Annotated in this window: 15 protein-coding genes and 1 pseudogene; 6 read left to right on the top strand and 10 right to left on the bottom strand. The window is 73.3% G+C overall.

The features are described from left to right. Positions 1 to 389: 389 nt before the first annotated feature. Positions 390 to 1,232, top strand: a complete 843-nt coding sequence (locus ACIQR3_RS17415; RefSeq protein ID WP_403539477.1) for an RNA polymerase sigma factor SigF — start codon at positions 390 to 392, stop codon at positions 1,230 to 1,232. 54 nt (positions 1,233 to 1,286) lie between these two features. Here ACIQR3_RS17415 and ACIQR3_RS17410 read toward each other — a convergent pair whose 3' ends face one another. From ACIQR3_RS17410 to ACIQR3_RS17385, 6 genes and pseudogenes are all read right to left on the bottom strand, one after another. Continuing rightward, positions 1,287 to 2,612, bottom strand: a complete 1,326-nt coding sequence (locus ACIQR3_RS17410) for an alpha/beta fold hydrolase (protein ID WP_403539475.1) — start codon at positions 2,610 to 2,612, stop codon at positions 1,287 to 1,289. Between the two features lie 121 nt (positions 2,613 to 2,733). Further along, positions 2,734 to 3,350 (bottom strand): annotated as a pseudogene (locus ACIQR3_RS17405) (exonuclease domain-containing protein). A 40-nt stretch (positions 3,351 to 3,390) separates the two neighbouring features. Next, complete coding sequence (locus ACIQR3_RS17400; protein WP_403539473.1) at positions 3,391 to 5,460, bottom strand: iron ABC transporter permease; 2,070 nt, start codon at positions 5,458 to 5,460, stop codon at positions 3,391 to 3,393. Positions 5,461 to 5,467: 7 nt separating this feature from the next. Next, positions 5,468 to 6,448: an ABC transporter substrate-binding protein gene (locus ACIQR3_RS17395; protein ID WP_403539470.1), complete on the bottom strand. Its 981-nt coding sequence runs from the start codon at positions 6,446 to 6,448 to the stop codon at positions 5,468 to 5,470. After that, entirely contained in the window at positions 6,445 to 7,305 is an 861-nt protein-coding gene (locus tag ACIQR3_RS17390; RefSeq protein ID WP_403539468.1) for an ABC transporter ATP-binding protein, read from the bottom strand. The genes ACIQR3_RS17395 and ACIQR3_RS17390 overlap by 4 nt, the downstream gene beginning before the upstream one ends. Before the next feature lie 68 nt (positions 7,306 to 7,373). Next, on the bottom strand, positions 7,374 to 7,940 hold the full coding sequence (locus tag ACIQR3_RS17385) for an MSMEG_1061 family FMN-dependent PPOX-type flavoprotein (RefSeq protein WP_403539466.1): 567 nt from the start codon (positions 7,938 to 7,940) through the stop codon (positions 7,374 to 7,376). A gap of 170 nt (positions 7,941 to 8,110) precedes the next feature. Between ACIQR3_RS17385 and ACIQR3_RS17380 the strand changes: the two genes are divergently transcribed. From ACIQR3_RS17380 to ACIQR3_RS17365, 4 genes are read left to right on the top strand one after another with little or no spacing between them, the layout of a single operon-like run. Continuing rightward, positions 8,111 to 9,178 (top strand): FecCD family ABC transporter permease, encoded by a 1,068-nt coding sequence (locus ACIQR3_RS17380; RefSeq protein WP_403539464.1) that lies wholly within the window; start codon positions 8,111 to 8,113, stop codon positions 9,176 to 9,178. Beyond that, positions 9,175 to 10,221: a FecCD family ABC transporter permease gene (locus ACIQR3_RS17375; RefSeq protein ID WP_403539461.1), complete on the top strand. Its 1,047-nt coding sequence runs from the start codon at positions 9,175 to 9,177 to the stop codon at positions 10,219 to 10,221. The genes ACIQR3_RS17380 and ACIQR3_RS17375 overlap by 4 nt, the downstream gene beginning before the upstream one ends. Positions 10,222 to 10,275: 54 nt before the next feature. Next, a complete protein-coding gene (locus ACIQR3_RS17370; protein ID WP_403539459.1) occupies positions 10,276 to 11,082 on the top strand; it encodes an ABC transporter ATP-binding protein in 807 nt (268 codons plus the stop codon). 23 nt (positions 11,083 to 11,105) lie between these two features. Then, positions 11,106 to 12,113: an iron-siderophore ABC transporter substrate-binding protein gene (locus tag ACIQR3_RS17365; RefSeq protein WP_403539456.1), complete on the top strand. Its 1,008-nt coding sequence runs from the start codon at positions 11,106 to 11,108 to the stop codon at positions 12,111 to 12,113. Here ACIQR3_RS17365 and ACIQR3_RS17360 read toward each other — a convergent pair whose 3' ends face one another. After that, complete coding sequence (locus ACIQR3_RS17360) at positions 12,114 to 13,280, bottom strand: spore photoproduct lyase family protein (protein WP_403539454.1); 1,167 nt, start codon at positions 13,278 to 13,280, stop codon at positions 12,114 to 12,116. A gap of 154 nt (positions 13,281 to 13,434) precedes the next feature. Here ACIQR3_RS17360 and ACIQR3_RS17355 point away from each other — a divergent pair, with 154 nt between their 5' ends. Further along, entirely contained in the window at positions 13,435 to 13,611 is a 177-nt protein-coding gene (locus ACIQR3_RS17355; protein WP_403539451.1) for a hypothetical protein, read from the top strand. Positions 13,612 to 13,614: 3 nt separating this feature from the next. On the opposite strand, the gene ACIQR3_RS17350 is transcribed toward ACIQR3_RS17355, so the two are convergent. The 3 genes from ACIQR3_RS17350 to ACIQR3_RS17340 form a co-directional block, all read right to left on the bottom strand. Continuing rightward, complete coding sequence (locus ACIQR3_RS17350) at positions 13,615 to 14,406, bottom strand: SAM-dependent methyltransferase (RefSeq protein WP_403539450.1); 792 nt, start codon at positions 14,404 to 14,406, stop codon at positions 13,615 to 13,617. Between the two features lie 92 nt (positions 14,407 to 14,498). After that, a complete protein-coding gene (locus ACIQR3_RS17345; RefSeq protein ID WP_403539448.1) occupies positions 14,499 to 15,125 on the bottom strand; it encodes a sugar O-acetyltransferase in 627 nt (208 codons plus the stop codon). 68 nt (positions 15,126 to 15,193) lie between these two features. Continuing rightward, positions 15,194 to 17,284: a beta-galactosidase gene (locus ACIQR3_RS17340; protein ID WP_403539446.1), complete on the bottom strand. Its 2,091-nt coding sequence runs from the start codon at positions 17,282 to 17,284 to the stop codon at positions 15,194 to 15,196. Positions 17,285 to 17,319: the final 35 nt, after the last annotated feature.

The raw sequence follows: 17,319 nt of genomic DNA, 5'->3' as shown, positions 1-17,319 counted from the left end.
CACGCCGTGGCTGCTGCCCGGGTCCGCACCGGCTCACACCGGGACAGCGGGTGCGGGTGGGATCACGGTGGCAGGCCCGGCACGGCGAGACCCCGGCCGGCCGGCGCCGGTGCCGCCGATCAGGTGGCCGCACGGGGCGGACGGGACGCGGGCTCCGTCCCTGCGGTGGCGCCACGTCAGAGGTACGGCGGCGGCGGGGCGATGGCCCGGTCCGACGGCCGGGCCACTCGCCTGGCGGTACGGCACTCGGCCGTCCGGTGAGCCGTCGGCGTGAGAATCGGTGGAAAGACGTAGGCGTGTTCGAGGAAAGCCGGGGTACGCGACCTGTTGTCGGCCCAGTGGGCCGGTACCGGAACGACAACTCGGGAGGGCTCGTGATGACGGCGGCGATGACGACGCGGAAGACGGACGTCGATGGAGAAGCGGTCCGGCTGCCCCAGGTCGCCGACCCGTCGAAGGTGGCACCGAAGGACGCCCGCGAACTGTCGCGGCTCTTCTTCGACCAGCTCGCGGTGCTGGAGGAAGGGACCCCCGAATACCAGTACGCGCGCAACACCCTGATCGAGATGAACATGTCCCTGGTCCGCTACGCGGCGTCCCGCTTCCGCAGCCGGGGCCCGGAGGAGCGCGAGGACATCGTCCAGGTCGGCATGATCGGCCTGATCAAGGCGATCGACCGGTTCGAGCTGACCCGTGAGGTGGAGTTCACCTCCTTCGCCGTGCCGTACATCGTCGGCGAGATCAAGCGCTTCTTCCGCGACACGTCCTGGGCGGTGCACGTGCCGCGCCGCCTCCAGGAGGCCCGGGTCGAGCTGGCCAAGGCGACGGACGAACTGCGCAGCCGGCTGGGCCGCACTCCGACCGTCAAGGAACTGGCCGAGCTGATGAGCCTGACGGAGGAGGAGGTCGTGGAGGCCAGGCTGGCCGCCAACGGCTACAACTCCTCCTCGCTGGACGCCGCCCTCAGCGGCAGCGAGGACGGCGAGACCGTGCTCGCGGACTTCATCGGCACCGAGGACGCGGCGCTGGAACTGGTCGAGGACTTCCACGCGCTGGCCCCGCTCATCGCCGAACTCGGCGAACGCGACCGGCAGATCATCCACATGCGGTTCGTGGAGGAAATGACCCAGGCGCAGATCGGCGAACGCCTCGGCGTCTCCCAGATGCACGTCTCCCGGCTGCTGTCCCGGACCCTGGCCCGGCTGCGGGAGGGCATGCTCACCACCAAGTGACGGTACGCGTGGAGGGGCCGGTGACCCGCGGGTCACCGGCCCCTCCACGTCGGATCAGGGCTGGAGCGGCAGGGTCCGGCAGTCGGACGCGGCCGGCTCGCCCGCGAGGCGGTCGGTGAGCCAGGAGACGGCCTCGCCCTGGTCGGCGAGGAGCGCGCCGAAGTGGTTGATCAGCTTGTCGCCGACGTTCGGCAGGACCACCGGTTCGTAGTCGACCTGCCCGCCCAGCGCGCACCAGCCGGCGGCCATCTCGCGGGTCTGGCCGTGCGGGACCAGGTTGTCGCTGGTGCCGGTGGCCACCCGGACGGGGCCGGCCGGCTTCCTGGTGCCGATGCGCTGCTCGGCCAGGAACGCCTGGAGCGTGGGCTCGGCGCGGATGACGTCGCCGAGTGACTGTCCGGTCTTCGTCCAGGAACCGCTGCGGGCGAAGGCGTAGCCGAACAGCGCGTCGCCGACGCACATGGTCGACAGGTCCTCCAGCGCGTCCCGGCCCGCCTGGCTGACGTACCTGTCCGCGATGGGGCGCAGGGCCGGCTCGGTCTGGAGGAAGCCGTTCAGGGACCAGCCCAGCGCGCCCGCGAGGTCGCTGCCGTCGATCGCCTCGGTGACCTCGGTCAGGTCGGCGGGCGCGGCCCCCGAGTAGGTGCCGGAGAGGGTGACGTCGGGCGCGTAGGACGGCTGGAGTTCGGCCGCGGCGGCCGTCGCGCCGCCGCCCTGGCTGTAGCCGAACAGTCCCACCGGGGACTCGGCGGTGACCGACGCCTCCGCCAGGGACCGGGCGGCCCGTACGGCGTCCAGGACGGCGTGCGCCTCGTCGACGCGGTTGACGTAGGTGTGCAGCCGGTCGGTGGCGCCCAGCCCGGCGTAGTCGGTGACGACCACCGCGATGCCCCGGGCGAGCAGCCGGTAGACGGCCAGGTCCTCGTAACCGACCGAGACCGTCTGGCCGTTGAGGCGCAGGGGGTGTTCCAGGCCCATCGAGGCGGCGCACTGGTCGCCCTGTCCCATGGTGCCGGGGGCGACGACGACCAGTGGACGCGGCCCGTCGCCGCGCCACTTCGCGGCGGGTTCGACGTAGGCGCCGGTGACCGCCATCGGGCCGCCGCCCGCGTCCGTCGACTTGTACATCAGCCGGGTGGCCCGGCCGGGCAGCGGGCCGCCGAGGCTCGGCAGGCTCAGCGCCAGCTTCAGCGGCTCGGTGCGCACCAGGGCGCCGTCGGCCTCGGGCAGGGTGGACGGCGGGGTGTAGAAGGCGGGTATCTCCACGCCGCGGGAGACCACGGCGGCCTGATCGCCGGCCGCGGCGGCGGGCACGGCCTGGGTGCCCAGGGTGAGTGCGGCGGCGATCGCGGTGACGAGCAGGGTGGGGCGTGCGGGCATGGCGGACCTCCTGGTGGAGTGTGCTCGCGCTGCTTCTGCAGGGGTCTGGGGACCGTACCGAGCCAGGGGTTACCCGGGGTAGCACCCGGCTTATTACGGTTCAGTAACTTGACGTGACGTCTCATGGGCGGTGCGCGGGGAGGCCGGTCCAGGCGGGCCAGGCGCCCCGGCCGGCGAGGTCGAGCACCAGCGCCGCGATGTTCCAGGCGTCGTCGTCGCCCCGGTGGTGCCACCCCTCCAGCGGCAGCACGGCGAAGTCCAGCGCCTGCGCCATGCCGGGTTTCCCGGGCAGCCCGTACGCCTCGGTGAAGACGGCCTTGGCGTCGGTGTGCGTCCGCTCGGGTACGTGGCCGAAGGGGCGGGGAACGGCGGCGGCGCGGCACTGGCGTACGAACTGGCGCCGGTCGTGGGCGCCCCGGCTCGCCCAGGGGCGCCGCCCGGCGTCGTGCTCGCGCGCCAGTGTCCGGCACGCCTCGGCGAAACGCACGCCGGTCTCCGCCTCCGCCTGCGTCAGCCCGGTCAGTTGGGTGCAGAACGCGTTCACGGTGGACCGGGCGGGCCGCACCAGGAAGCGGTGCCGGCCACCCGGACCCGGGCGCGCGGATCGACGACGGTGAGCCCGATCTCGATGATTTCGCTCACCGCGCCCGGCGGCGGCTGCCCCGCCCGGCAGGTGGCCTCCACGTCGACGACGTCCAGCAGGCCCGGGCGGTCGTCGGGCGCGGCGGTTCGTTCCATGGCGGCACGGTAGAAGCCCCGCACCCGCCCGTCATCCCGTTCACCGCCGGCTGCGGATCAGCAGATAAAGGAAGTACGGCGTCCCGATGGCCGCCGTCATCAGGCCGGCGCCGAGCTGGGACGGGGCGATCACCGTGCGGCCCAGCAGATCGGCCGCGCAGACCAGCGTGGCGCCCAGCAGCATCGCGACCGGGACGACCCGCACGTGCCGCCGGCCCACCAGCGCGCGGGCCGCGTGCGGGGCCACCAGGCCGACGAAGCCGATGGTGCCCGCGCAGGCCACGGCGGTCGCGCTGAGCAGGACGCCCACGACCAGGAAGCCGAGCCGGCCCGGGGCCAGCCGCAGCCCGAGCAGCCGGGGCGTGTCCTCGTCCAGCGACACCAGGTCCAGCTCGGTGCGCCGGGCCACCGCGAAGACGACGCCGACGACCAGGACCAGCGCCACCGGCAGCACGTCGGGCAGGGTCCGCCCGTAGGTGGAACCCGACAGCCAGGTCAGCGCCTTGGTCGCGTTGAACGGGTCGGTGAGCACGATGAGCAGGCTGATCAGCGCCGTGGTCCCGGAGGCCACGCCGATGCCGACCAGGACGAGGCGGTTCTGCCGGAAGCCGTCCCGCGCGGCGAGGCCGAAGACCAGGGCGGCGGTGACGCCGGCCCCCGCGAACGCCGCCCCGGCGACACCCCATCCGCCGGCCGCGGGCACCGTCGTCACCAGCAGCACCGCGCCGAGCGCCGCCCCGCCGGAGACGCCGAGGACACTGGGGTCGGCGAGCGGGTTGCGGGTGACGGCCTGCACCAGCGTGCCGGACAGGGCGAGCGCCGCACCGGCGCCGAGCGCGGCCAGCACGCGCGGTACGCGGGTGTCCAGGACGAAGGAGACGGTCTGCCCGGCCCGGCCCTGCAGCCAGTTGACGACGTCGCCCAGCAGCAGCTTGCTGTCGCCGATCAGCACCCCGGCGATCGTGACGCCGACGAAGGCGGCCACCAGGAGGACCACCGCCGTCAGGAACGCCGCCCGGCCGGGGACGCGCATCCGGTCCGGTGCGCCCGACTCGCCGGTGTCCGGCAGCCGCAGCGCCATCGCGACCAGGAACACGGCACCGACCAGGCTGGTGACCACACCCGTGGGCACGGCCACCGACAGGTCGTCCGGCGCCAGCGCCCGCAGCAGCACGTCCGAGCCCAGGACCAGCGCCGCGCCGGTGAGCGCCGCCGCGGGCAGGCTGCCGCGCGAGCGGGCGAACCCCCGGAACCGGCGGGACAGCGGCCGGACCAGCGCGGGCGCGCACAGGCCGACGAAGCCGATCGGCCCGGCCAGCGTGACCGCCGCCGCGGACAGCAGCGCGGCCAGCGCGACCGCCGTGACGCGGGTGGCCCGCACCGGCACGCCCAGGCCGCGCGCCGCGTCGTCGCCGAGGGCGAGCGCGTCGATCCGGCGGGCCGTCAGCAGCAGTCCCGCGAGGCCGAGCACGGCGACCGGCAGCATCTGCAGGACGCCGTCGAAGCCGTTCTGGCCGATGCTGCCCTGGTTCCAGGCGTACAGGCCCTCCGTCTGCTCGGGGAAGAGCAGGAGCAGCCCCTCGGTGACGGCGTTCAGGCCCAGCATCAGCGCGGTGCCGGCCAGTACCAGCCGGACGGTGCCCGTGCCGAGGCCGGACAGGCCGAGCACGACCGCCGCCGCGGCCAGACCGCCGACGAAGGCGACGCCGGAGGAGGCGAGCAGCGGCAGGGAGAGGCCGGTGGCGCCGGCCAGGCCGAGCGCCAGGTAGGAACCGGCGTTCACCGCCAGGGTGTCGGGGGAGGCGAGGACGTTGCGGCTGACAGCCTGGAGGACGCCGCCGGCCACTCCGAGGACGGCGCCGACCAGCAGGCCGGCCGCCGCCCGGGGCAGCCGGGAGGCGATCACGACCGACGCGTCGGAGGCGTCGGCCCGCCCGGTAAGGGCCTTGAACACCTCGGCCGGTCCGACCGAGGCGGTGCCCTGGGCGAGGTCCCAGACGGCGAGGACGGCGACCAGGAGGACGAGTCCGGCCGTCACCGCGCCCGCGCCCGAACGGGAGACGGGAGCCGCCGACGGGCGGGTGACGGGTTTCGTCGCGGTGACGGCCATGACCTCGCTACTTCGTCAGCGCGTCGACGAGCGAGTCGATGTACGCCGACATCGACCCGGGGCCGCCGAACATCCAGATGCCGTCGTCCAGCCGGTGCACGTCACCGGACTCGACGAACGGCAGCGACTTCCACACCGAGTTCTTGGCGAGGGCGCCGGTGAACGGGGTGGCGTTGTCGTCCGCGTCGTTGCCGATGTACGCGAACCGCGTGTCGTCCGGCAGGTCGGTCAGGCCCTCGACGTCGGTGGAGCCGAGGCCGTACGCCGCGTCGCCCTTGACCGTCCAGGCGTTCTTCAGCCCGATCTCCGCGGCGACCTCACCGAGCAGCGAGTTCGCGGTGTACGGGCGGATCGACACCTGGTTGGAGGTGACGTAGCCGTCGGCGAAGGCGTAGTCTGCGCCGTCCAGACCGGCGTCGGCGATGGCCTTCTTGCCCTCGGCGACCTTGGCCTCGAAGTCCGCGCGGACCGTCTCGGCCTTCTCGGTGGTGCCGGTGGCCTCGGCGATGAGGTCGACGTTGCCGAGCATCCGGTCGATCTGGCCGGCGCCGTCGGCCGACTTCACCGACAGCACCGGGGCGACCTTCTTCAGCTGCTTGACGGCGGAGGCCGGCAGGTCGGTGGTGGCCACGATGAGGTCGGGCTTGAGCGAGGCGACGGTGTCCATGCTGGGCTCGCCGCGGGTGCCGATGTCCTTGGGCGAGTTGGTCAGCGGCACCGCGCTGTCCCAGGTGTTGTAGCCCTTGGGGTCGGCGACGCCCACCGGCTGCACACCGAGCGAGACGAGGCTCTCGACGACGTTCCATTCGGTGGCGACCACCTTGGTGGCGGGCCCGTCCAGCTCGACCTTCGCGCCGGTGCCGTCCGTGAGGGTGATGGCCTCGGAGGACTTCCCGGAGCTGTCTGCGGCCGGCTCGGTGGTGCCGCAGGAGGACAGGGCGAGCGCCGCGGCGGTGACGGTGACCGCGGTGAGGAGCGTACGTCTCATGAGGTGGTGCCGAGCCTTTCACGTCGGGTGTGGTGACGGCCGATCGGGCGGGTGCGCAGCCGGCCGGTGAGGGGGTCGGTGTCGACATCGATCCGGATGCCGTAGACGGCGGTCAGCCGTTCCGGCGTCAGGACCTCCTCGGGCGGACCGTCGGCGACGATCCGGCCCGCTTCGAGCAGGGTGACGCGGTCGGCCACGGCCGCCGCCTGGTCGAGGTCGTGCAGGACGACGCCGACGGCGATGCCGTGGTCGTCGGCCAGGTCACGGATGAGATCGAGGAGTTCGACCTGGTAGCGCAGGTCGAGGTAGGTGGTCGGTTCGTCGAGGAGCAGGACGCCGGTCTCCTGGGCGAGGCAGCTGGCGAGCCAGACCCGCTGCAACTGCCCGCCGGAGAGGTGGTCGGCGCCGCGCCCGGCCAGCTCCGCCACGCCGGTCAGGGCGAGCGCCCGGTCGACCGCGGCCGGACCGCCGGGGTCCGACCGGCCCCAGCGGCCCCGGTACGGATAGCGGCCGAACTCGACCACGTCGCGTACCGTCAGCCCGCTCGGCGTGGGGCGGCCCTGGGTCAGCAGCGACACGTACCGCGAGAACTCACGGGACGTCAGCGCCGACGCGTCGGTGTCGCCGTCGATCCGGACGGTGGCGCTCCGGGCCCGTTGCAGCCGGGCGATCGTACGCAGCAGCGTGGACTTGCCGCTGCCGTTCGGGCCGATCAGGACGGTCACCTCGCCGGGCCGCAGCTCGACCGCGGCGCCGTGGACGACGTCCACGCCGTCGTACGCCACGGTCACGTCCGTGGCCGACAGCTCATGGCCGCGCAACCGCACGGCGCCGTCCGCTTCTTCACCAGATCTCACGAGGCGAAGGTTAGCCTACCCTAATAACTGCTGGTAGTGCCGGGGCGCGACGACGACCCGACGACGGCTCAACCCGCCTGCCAGGATTCCGGCTTCCACAGGCCCGAGCGGTTCAGGGAGGCCGGGCAGTGCAGGTATATCTCGTCGATGTCCAGCACGATCGCCAGCGCGGGACGCCTGCCGTCGCCCGCCGCCATCGCGTCGAAGAACGGGGCGTCGGTGAGGATGCGGGCCCGGCCGTTGACCCGCAGCACCTGCTTGCCGCCCGGGACCAGGTACAGCAGACCGGCGCGCGGGTTGTCGAGGATGTTGTGGAAGCTGTCCCCGCGCCGGTTCCCCGGCCGGTCCGGCAGGGCGATCCGGCCCGGACCGAGGACATGGGTGAAGCCCGGGGCGTCACCGCGCGGGGAGACGTCGCAGTTCCCGTCGGCGTCGGAAGTGCCCAGCAGGCAGAAGGAGGAGCGGGCCAGGATCTCCAGGTCCTCGTCGGTCAGCCGGTCGTGGACCTTGTCGATGACCAGGGGCCAGGGCTCGCCCAGCAGTTCGCGCAGCTCGGCGCGGGAGCCGAGCTCGACCCAGCCCTCGCGGGTGCCGGTGTCCGGCCGGTCCTCGGCGGCGTCGATCGTGTACGGCAAGGCCGGCTCCAAGCTGTGCGGGGACGATGAGTGGTTGCGAACCGAACGATATCTGATGTTAGGTTCGCCTTACCTGATCATCCGGGCGGGTCCGTCCGGTGACTCGGGCCGCTCACCTGCCCCCAAGGACTTCCCATGCGCCCCGTCCCTTCCCCCCGGCCGGCCCCCCGGTGACCGCTCCCGCCCCGGCCCGCCCGCAGGACGCCGGGAACACCGGGACCGGCGCCGGCCGGCGGCACGGCGGCGCGGCCCTCACGGCGGGGCTCTGCCTGCTGGCCGTCCTGCTCGTCGCGTCGATCGCGCTCAGCCTGGCCGTCGGCTCGGGCGACGTGCCCCTGCGCGACGTCGTGCGGGGCGTGCTGGACCCCGACCGCTCGGTCCGCGCCCAGCTCGTCGTCCAGGAGGTACGCCTCCCGCGCACCCTGGCCGGAGTACTGGCCGGCGTCGCCCTCGGCCTCGCGGGCACCGTGATGCAGGGCGTCACCCGCAACCCGCTCGCCGACCCCGGCCTGCTCGGCATCAACGCGGGCGCGGCCGTCGCCGTCGTCTTCGCGATGAGCGTCCTGTCCCTCACCGAACCCGGCCAGTACATCTGGTTCGGCTTCCTGGGCGCCTGCCTGGCGGCGGGACTCGTCTACGGGGTGGCCGGCCTCGGCCGCGAGGGCGCCACGCCCGTCAAGCTCGCCCTCGCCGGCGCCGCCGCCACCGGGCTGCTGGTCTCCCTCACCGACACCATGCTCCTCACCGACAGCCGGACCTACGACCAGTACCGCTTCTGGCAGGTCGGCGCGCTCGACGGCCGCGACCTCGACGTCCTCCTCCAGGCAGCGCCCTTCGTCGTCGTCGGAGGCGTCCTGGCGCTGGGCATGGGACCGCGCCTCAACGGCCTCGCGCTCGGCGACGACATCGCCCGCGCCCTCGGCCAACGGGTCGCCGCCGCCCGCCTGACGGGGGCCGTCAGCGTGGTCCTGCTGTGCGGCGCGGCGACCGCGATCGCCGGCCCCATCGGCTTCGTCGGCCTCGCGGTGCCGCACGCGGTCCGCATGCTCACCGGCCCCGACCACCGCTGGGTGCTGCCCTACAGCGCCCTGCTGGCACCGGTCCTGCTGCTGGTCGCCGACGTCATCGGCCGGGTCGTCGCCCCGCCCGGCGAGGTCCAGGTCGGGGTCGTCACCGCCGCCGTGGGCTGCGTGCCGTTCATCCTGCTGGTCCGCAGACGTGGGAAGGCGGCCCTGTGAGCACCCCTGTCGTCGAGGCTGCCGCCCGCGTCGGCCGCCTGCGCCGCGCCCGGCTGATCCGCTTCACCACCGTCTGCGCCGCCCTGGCCCTGACCGCGCTGGCCGCGCTGGTGCTGTCCCTCACCGTCGGCGACATCGACGTCCCGTTCACCGACGTACTGGCGGTCCTCACCGGACGCGCCGACGCGGGCACCTGGTTCATCGTGGGCGAACTGCGGCTGCCCCGCGCCCTGCTCGCCCTGCTCGTCGGCTGCTGCTTCGGCCTGTCCGGCGCCGTCTTCCAGGCACTGCTGCGCAACCCCCTGGCCAGCCCGGACGTCATCGGCGTGAGCGCCGGCGCCAGTGCCGGCGCCGTGCTCGCCTCCATGGCGTTCGGCCTCAGCGGCCTCGCCATGTCGGGCAGCGCCCTGGTGGGCGCGCTCGCCGCCGGCACCGCCATCTACCTGCTCGCCTGGCGCGGCGGGGTCAGCGGCGGACGGTTCGTGCTCATCGGCATCGGCGTCGGCACCGGACTGGTCAGCCTGCGCTCCTACCTGATGACCCGCGCGGAGGTCACCGAGGCGGCGAACGCCTTCGTCTGGCTGACCGGCAGCCTCAACGGCCGCTCCTGGGACCAGTTCTGGCCCCTGCTCGGCTGCGCCGTCGTCCTGCTGCCGCTCACCCTGGCCGCGGCCCGCGGCCTCGGAGCGCTCCAGCTCGGCGACGAGACGGCCGGCGGCCTCGGCGCCCGGGTGCAGCGCGACCGGCTCGCGCTGCTGGCGAGCGCCACCGCCCTGGTCGGCGTGGCCACCGCGGCGGCCGGTCCGATCGGGTTCGTCGCCTTCGTCTCGCCGCCCGTGGCCCGCCGTCTGGTGCCCGGCCAGGGCGCCGCCCTGGTGCCGTCCGCGCTGACCGGCGCCGCGCTGGTGTGCCTCGCCGACTTCGCCGCCCAGCACGCGCTGCCCGGCACCCAGGTGCCGGTGGGCGTGGTCACCAGCGTCATCGGCGCCCCCTACCTGCTGTGGCTGCTGGCCCGGGCGGGCCGGGTCGGCCGCGCCGGCTGACCGCACCGCACCCCGTCCGTCACCCCCGTACCCGTCCGACGTAGGAGGACCCCGGTGTCGTCCCAGCACACCCTTCAGACCCGCGACCTCGGTCTCGGCTACGGGGAGCGCGAGATCATCTCCGGTCTCGACGTCGACCTGCCGCCGGGCCGCCTCACCGTGGTGGTCGGCCCGAACGCCTGCGGCAAGTCGACGCTGCTGCGCGCCATGGCCCGGCTGCTGACCCCCACGGCCGGCACCGTGCTCCTGGACGGCAAGGACATCCACCGCACCTCGACCCGGGAGGTGGCCGCCTGCCTCGGCATGCTGCCGCAGAGCCCCGTGGCCCCCGACGCCATCACCGTCGCCGACCTCGTCGGCCGGGGCCGCTACCCGCACCAGGGCTGGTTCCGCCGCTGGACCGCGGCGGACAGCGAGGGCGTCGCCGCGGCCATGCTCGCCACCGACGTCCTGGAACTCGCCGACCGGTCCGTGGACGAACTCTCCGGCGGCCAGCGCCAGCGCGTGTGGATCGCCATGGCGCTCGCCCAGGAGACCGACATCCTCCTGCTCGACGAACCCACCACCTACCTCGACATCAGCCACCAGCTGGACGTCCTGGACCTGCTCACCGACCTCAACCGGGACCGCGGCGTCACCCTCGCCGTCGTCCTGCACGACCTCAACCTGGCCTGCCGCTACGCCGATCACCTGATCGCCATGAAGGCCGGCCGGGTCGTCGCCGAGGGCGCCCCGTCCGACGTCGTCACCGAGTCCCTCGTGCGCGAGGTGTTCGGACTGCGCTCGACGGTGATCGAGGACCCGGCCTCCGGCACCCCGATGGTGGTCCCGCTGGGCCGGCACCACGTCCCCTCTCCGTGAACCGCACAGAAAGTACCTCTCTCATGTCTCTCCGTTCCGCCTCCCGCCTGCTCGCCCCCGCCCTGGTGCTGACCCTGGCCGGTGCGCTGTCCGCCTGCGGCGGCTCGTCCTCGGACGACTCTGCCGCCGACTCCTCGACGAAGGCGACGGCGGCCTCCGGTGCCTTCCCGGCCAAGATCGCCACCAAGTTCGGCACCGTCACCGTCGACGAACAGCCCAAGAGAGTGGTGGCCCTCGGCTGGGGCGACGCCGAGACCGCCCTCGCCCTGGGCGTGCAGCCGGTCGGCCAGAGCGACTGGCTCGCCTTCGGCGGCGACGGCACCGGCCCCTGGGCGAAGGACCTGTACGACGAGAGCCCCCAGAAGATCGGCACCCTGGAGCCCGAGTACGAGAAGATCGCCGCGCTCGAGCCGGACCTGATCCTCGACACCAAGTCCAGCGGCGACCAGACCCGCTACGACACGCTCAGCAAGATCGCCCCCACCATCGGGGTGCCGAAGGGCGGCGAGCAGTACAAGATCGGCTGGGAGAAGCAGACCACGATGATCTCCCAGGCGCTCGGCCTCGCCGACGAGGGCGAGAAGCTGATCGCCGATACCGAGGAGAAGTTCGCCGCCGCCGCGAAGGCGCACCCCGAGTTCAAGGGCAGGACGATCACGGTCGGCTCCCGCACCTCCAACGGCTGGGGCGCCTACGTCCGGGGCACCGACCGGGTCGGCTTCGTCGAGGAACTGGGCTTCGAGAACAACCCGAAGGTCGAGGCCGAGGCCGGTGAGGGCTTCTCGGTGACGGTCTCCGAGGAGAACCTCCAGATGCTCGACGCCGACCTGGTGGTCATGGCGCCCATCGGCATCGAGGCGTCCAAGATCTCCGGCGACGCGCTGTACAAGTCGCTGCCGGCGGTGAAGAAGGGCCACGACGTCGTCTTCGACGACCAGGACATCAGCCAGGCCTTCGCCACCAACTCCGTGCTGTCGGTCGGCTACGCCCTGGACAAGGTCGTCCCGCTGTTCGCCGGGGCTCTCAAGTAGTCAGAACGCGTAGCGCACCCGCAGCCAGGGCGCGCGGGCGGTGATCAGACCGCGCAGGGTCTCCACCGCCTCCGCCTTGGCCTGGTTGCGGTAGCGGACGTTGAGCGCCCCGTTCTCGGAGCGCTTGGCCTGCTGGAGCTCCGGCCGCCACAGCACCTCCTCGGCCCGGGGGTGCCAGCCGAGGTTGACCTCGTGCAGGTCCCGGTTGTGCGTCAGCATGATCACCTCGGCGGCGGCCTGCCGCTTGACCCGCTGCGGCAGCACGTCGTCGAGGTGGTCCAGCAGCTCGGCCCAGGCGTCCTGCCAGCCGGGCCGGACCACCACGGGGGAGAGGTTGAAGTGCACCTCGTACCCGGCGTCCAGGAAGTCGGCCGCGGCGGCGATCCGCTCGGGCACCGGCGAGGTGCGCAGGTCCAGCAGCCGGGCGTCCTGCGGGGGCATCACCGAGAAGCGGATCCGGGTCCGGCCGCGCGGGTCGAGGGCGAGCAGGTCGGGGTTGACGAACTTGGTCGCGAACGACGCCTTCGCGGTCGGCCACCGCCAGAACGCGCGGACCAGGTCCGCGGTGTTGTCGCTGATCAGCGCGTCCACCGAGCAGTCGCCGTTCTCGCCGATGTCGTACACCCACGCCGTCGCGTCGCACTGGTTCGGCTCGGTCTTCGGGCCCTGCCGGGCCACGTGCCGGCCGATGTGTCCGATGATCCGGTCGATGTTGGTGAAGACCGTGACCGGATTGGCGTAGCCCTTGCGCCGGGGCACGTAGCAGTAGGCGCAGGACATGGCGCAGCCGTTGGAGGCGCCCGGCGCGATCCAGTCGGCGGAGCGTCCGTTGGGGCGGGTGGTGAGCGTCTTGCGCTCGCCGAGCACCAGCGTCTCGCCCTTGACCCGGACCCAGCGCTCGACGTTCCCCTCGTTGCCGTGCAGCCCCGGGATGCCCCAGTGGGAGGCGACCTCGGTCAGCCGGGCGCCGGGGAAGCGGGCGAGGATCTGCCGGCCGCGCGGTGAGGCGGCCGCCGCGGGCTCGGCGTGGATCTCCCGGACGGGCAGCAGCCGGCGGGCCGTGGCCGAGTCACGGAAGGACGGACCCGTCCCGGCCCCCTCCGCCAGGGCGTCGAGCCCGAACAGTGCGCCGGAATCGTCGTCCGGGACGGGAGGCGGGGGGTGCATCGGTGCTCCGCGGTGTGGGGTATGTCCGTAAAGGACCGTTGTTCCACTGTACGGGCATCAGCGAGGGAGTCGTCGGCCACCGTGTTTCCGGGCCGTACGGGGGCATACGGGTGGCACGGCGCCGAACGGCGCCGTCCGACCCGAGGAGGCCCCCGTGCTCGCCATCGTCGCAGCGGTTCTGTTCCTCATCGCCTTTCTGATCAACGCGGCGGACATCTCGACCAACGACGTCTTCACGTCGGTCAACTTCATGCTCGTCGGGCTCGCCCTGCTGGCGCTGCACGTCGCGGGGATCGGCAGCGGCTGGGCGGCCCGGAGCCGCCGGCGCTGACGGTCAGGGGATGCGCGCGACCGCCGCGTAGATACCGCTCTCCTCCGGCTCGGGGCGCTCCTGCTCCGGGCCGTACCACTCGGGCGCGGTGACCAGCCCCGGCTCGATCAGCTCCAGGCCGTCGAAGAACCGGGCGACCTCCGCCCGGGTGCGGAAGCCGAGGCGGATGCCGCCCTTCGCGTACTGCGCGACGACCTGCTCCGCCAGCTCGGGGAAGAGGTCGATCGCGGCGTGCGAGAGCACCAGGTGGCTGCCGGAGGGCAGGGTGCCGACCAGCCGCCGGACGATGCCGTGGGCGTCCTGGTCGTCGGGGATGAAGTGCATCAGGGCGATCAGGGACAGCGCGATCGGCCGGTCGAAGTCAAGGACGGCCCGGGCGTGCTGCACGATCTCGTCCGGGTCGCGCACATCGGCCTGGATGTAGTCCGTGGCGCCCTCGGGACGGCTGACCAGCAGCGCCTCGGCGTGCCGCAGCACGATCGGGTCGTTGTCGGCGTAGACCACCCGGGCCGTCGGCACCGTGCGCTGCACGATCTGGTGCAGGTTGGGCTCGGTGGGGATGCCCGTGCCGATGTCGAGGAACTGGTCGATCCCCTGGACGGCGAGGTGGGCGACGGCGCGGTTCATGAACGCCCGGTTCTGCCGGGCCGCGTCGTGCGCCTCCGCCGGCAGGGTCCGGCCGACCGCCTCGTCGACGGGGTAGTTGTCCTTGCCGCCCAGCAGCCAGTCGTAGACACGCGCGGGATGGGCCTTGCTGGTGTCGATCTCCAGGGGCCGGGAACTGTCCGTCGTCATGGCACGCTCCGTCGTCCGTCGTCCGGGGTGCGTCGGGACCGCACCTGGTGATCATCGTACTGCCGGGGAAAGGGAGTTGAGGCACGCACGGGTCAGTCGAGCGGCAGGGTGCGCGGCGGGCGGTACGTCCATTCCCGGTCCGCGTCGGTGATCTCGCGCAGGACCCGCGCCGGGGTGCCGGCGACCACCGTCATGGGCGGTACGTGGGCCGTCACCACGCTGCCCGCGCCGACCACCGACCCCCGGCCGATGGTGACGCCCGGCATGATCAGCGCTCCCGCGCCGATCCACACGTCGTCCTCGATGCGCACCGGCGCCGAGAACTGGGTGCCGTCCCGGCGCAGCTCCGGGTGGACCGGGTGACCGGTGGTGCTCACGGTGACGTGCGGGGCGAACATCACCCGGTCGCCGACGACCACCTCCACGTCGTCGACCAGCGTGAGGCCGAAGTTGGCGTACACGCCGTCGCCCAGGCGGACGTTGCGTCCGTAGGCCACGTGCAGCGGCGGCTCGATCCACACGCCCGTGCCGAGCGCGCCGAACAGCTCCGTCAGGAGCGCCGCACGGCCCGCCTCGTCGCGGGGAGCGGTCCGGTTGTAGGCGTCGGCCAGTTCCTTGCCGCGCAGCCGCTCCTCCGTCAGGCCCGGTACGCCGTCGCAGTACAGCTCCTGGGCCGCCATCCGCCGGCGTACGTCCTGTTCGTGCGGGTCGGGTGCCACGTGGTCCTCCTGGGTCGGCGCGGTCCGCGCGCTCTTCGCGGGGAGCGCGCGGACCGCGGGTGGTGTGGCTAGGCGTCGGGCTGCCGCAGTACGGCGACCTCGCGGGGGCCGAGGACGAGGGTGCCGTCGGCGCCGGTGGTGCCGGTGAGGATCTCGCCGGGCAGTTCCGGCACCGGCACCGTGTCGTCGGTGCGGTTGACCAGGAACAGGAACCGGGCGTCCGGGCCGCGCCGTACGGTCGCCTCGACGCGTCCGCGCAGCCCGGCGGGGAGGTCGCTCGCCACCCCGGCCGCCTCCAGCAGCCGGGGGAGCAGGGCGGTGAGCCCCGCGACGCCGAGCCGGGTGGAGACATAGGCGGCCGAACCGTCGCCGGCGGGCCGCCGGGTCACGGCCGGGCGTCCGGCGTGGTCACCGGTGCGGTAGCGGGCGAGCACCTCGGTCTCCTCGGCGGTGACGGTGATCCGGTCGGTCCACAGACCGCCCGTAACCACACCGCCTGTGATCACGTCGTTCGCCGTCGCACCGCCCGTCGTCGCGTCGTCGAGCTGCACCGTGTCGCCGTCGAGCAGCGGCCCGAACTCCTCGATGCGGATGCCGAGCAGCTCGCGCAGGGCACCGGGGTAGCCGCCCAGCCAGACGTGGTCGTTCTCGTCGACGACACCGGAGAAGTACGTGGTGACCAGGTGGCCGCCCCGCTCGGCGTACCGGGTCAGCTCCTTGGCCAGGTCGGCGGGGACCAGGTGCAGCACCGGCGCGATCAGCACCTTGTGGCGGCTCAGCTCCGCGCGGGTGGTGACCAGGTCGGCGCGGATGCCGAGGGCCAGCAGCGCCGAGTACCAGTCCAGGGCCTCCTGGCGGTAGTCGAGCAGCGAGGTGGGGTGCGAGTCCTGCTCGCTCGCCCACCACGACTCCCAGTCGAAGAGGATGCCGACCTCGGCCGCCTCCCGCTCGCTGCCGGCGACGGGCGCGAGGGCCTTCAGGGTCTGCCCGAGGGACACCACCGCGCGGAACAGGTCGCTGTCCGGGCCGGCGTGCGGGACCATCGCCGAGTGGTACTTCTCGGCGCCCGCCGCCGACTGCCGCCACTGGAAGTAGCAGACCGCGTCGGCGCCGTGCGCCACGTGCAGCAGCGCGTCCCGGGCCAGCTCGCCCGGCCGCTTGGCCACGTTCACCGGCTGCCAGTTCACCGCGCTGGTGGAGTGCTCCATCAGGAACCACGGCCGCCCGCCGGCGATGCCGCTGGTGAGGTTGGCGGAGAAGGACAGCTCGTCGCGGTCCTGGGGGCCGGGGTGCACGTAGTGGTCGTTGGAGACGAAGTCGATCTCCGGCGCCCAGTCGGCGTAGTTCATGCCCTTGGTGCCGCCCATCACCATGAAGTTGGTGGTGACCGGGATGTCCGGGGTGATCTCCCGCAGGATGTCGCGCTCGGCCCGCAGGTGGTCCTTGAGCGCGTCGGACGAGAACCGCTTGAAGTCCAGCTGCTGCGTCGGGTTGGGGTGCGAGCCGGCCAGCCGGGGCGGCAGGATCTGGTCCCAGTCGGTGTAGCGCTGGGACCAGAAGGCGGTGCCCCAGGCGTGGTTGAGGGCGTCGAGCGAGGTGTACCGGGCGCGCAGCCAGGTGCGGAAGGCACGGGCCGCGTCGTCGGAGTAGTCGTACACGTTGTGGCAGCCCAGCTCGTTGGAGACGTGCCAGGCGACCAGCGCCGGGTGGGCGGCGTAACGCGTCGCCATCTCGCGCACCAGGCGCAGCGCGTGTTCGCGGAACACCGGCGAGGTGGGCCGCCAGTGCTGCCGGGCCCCGGGCCACACCGTCTCGCCCCGGTCGGTGACCGGCAGGATCTCCGGGTGGGCGGTGGTCAGCCACGGCGGCGGGGAGGCGGTGGCGGTGGCCAGGTCGGCCCCGACGCCGTTGGCGTGCAGCAGGTCCATGACCTCGTCGAGCCAGCCGAAGTCCCACTGGTCCGGGCCGGGTTGCAGCCGGGCCCAGGAGAAGATCCCCACGGAGACGACGTTGACGCCGGCCTCGCGCATCAGCCGGACGTCCTCGTCCCACACCTCTCGGGGCCACTGCTCGGGGTTGTAGTCGGCACCGAAGAGGAGACGGGGGGTCCGGTCGTCGTCGTCCGGGCCGCCGGGGCGCGACAGGAGGGTGGAGATCATGGCGGTCCTTCCAGAGGTGCAGATGTGCAAAGGGG

The sequence above is a fragment of the Streptomyces sp. NPDC090994 genome, from assembly GCF_044768905.1.
In the GTDB taxonomy this organism is placed as follows: Bacteria; Actinomycetota; Actinomycetes; order Streptomycetales; family Streptomycetaceae; genus Streptomyces.
The sequence above is the reverse complement of the archived record's forward strand: the minus strand, read 5'-3'. Positions and strand labels throughout refer to the sequence as shown.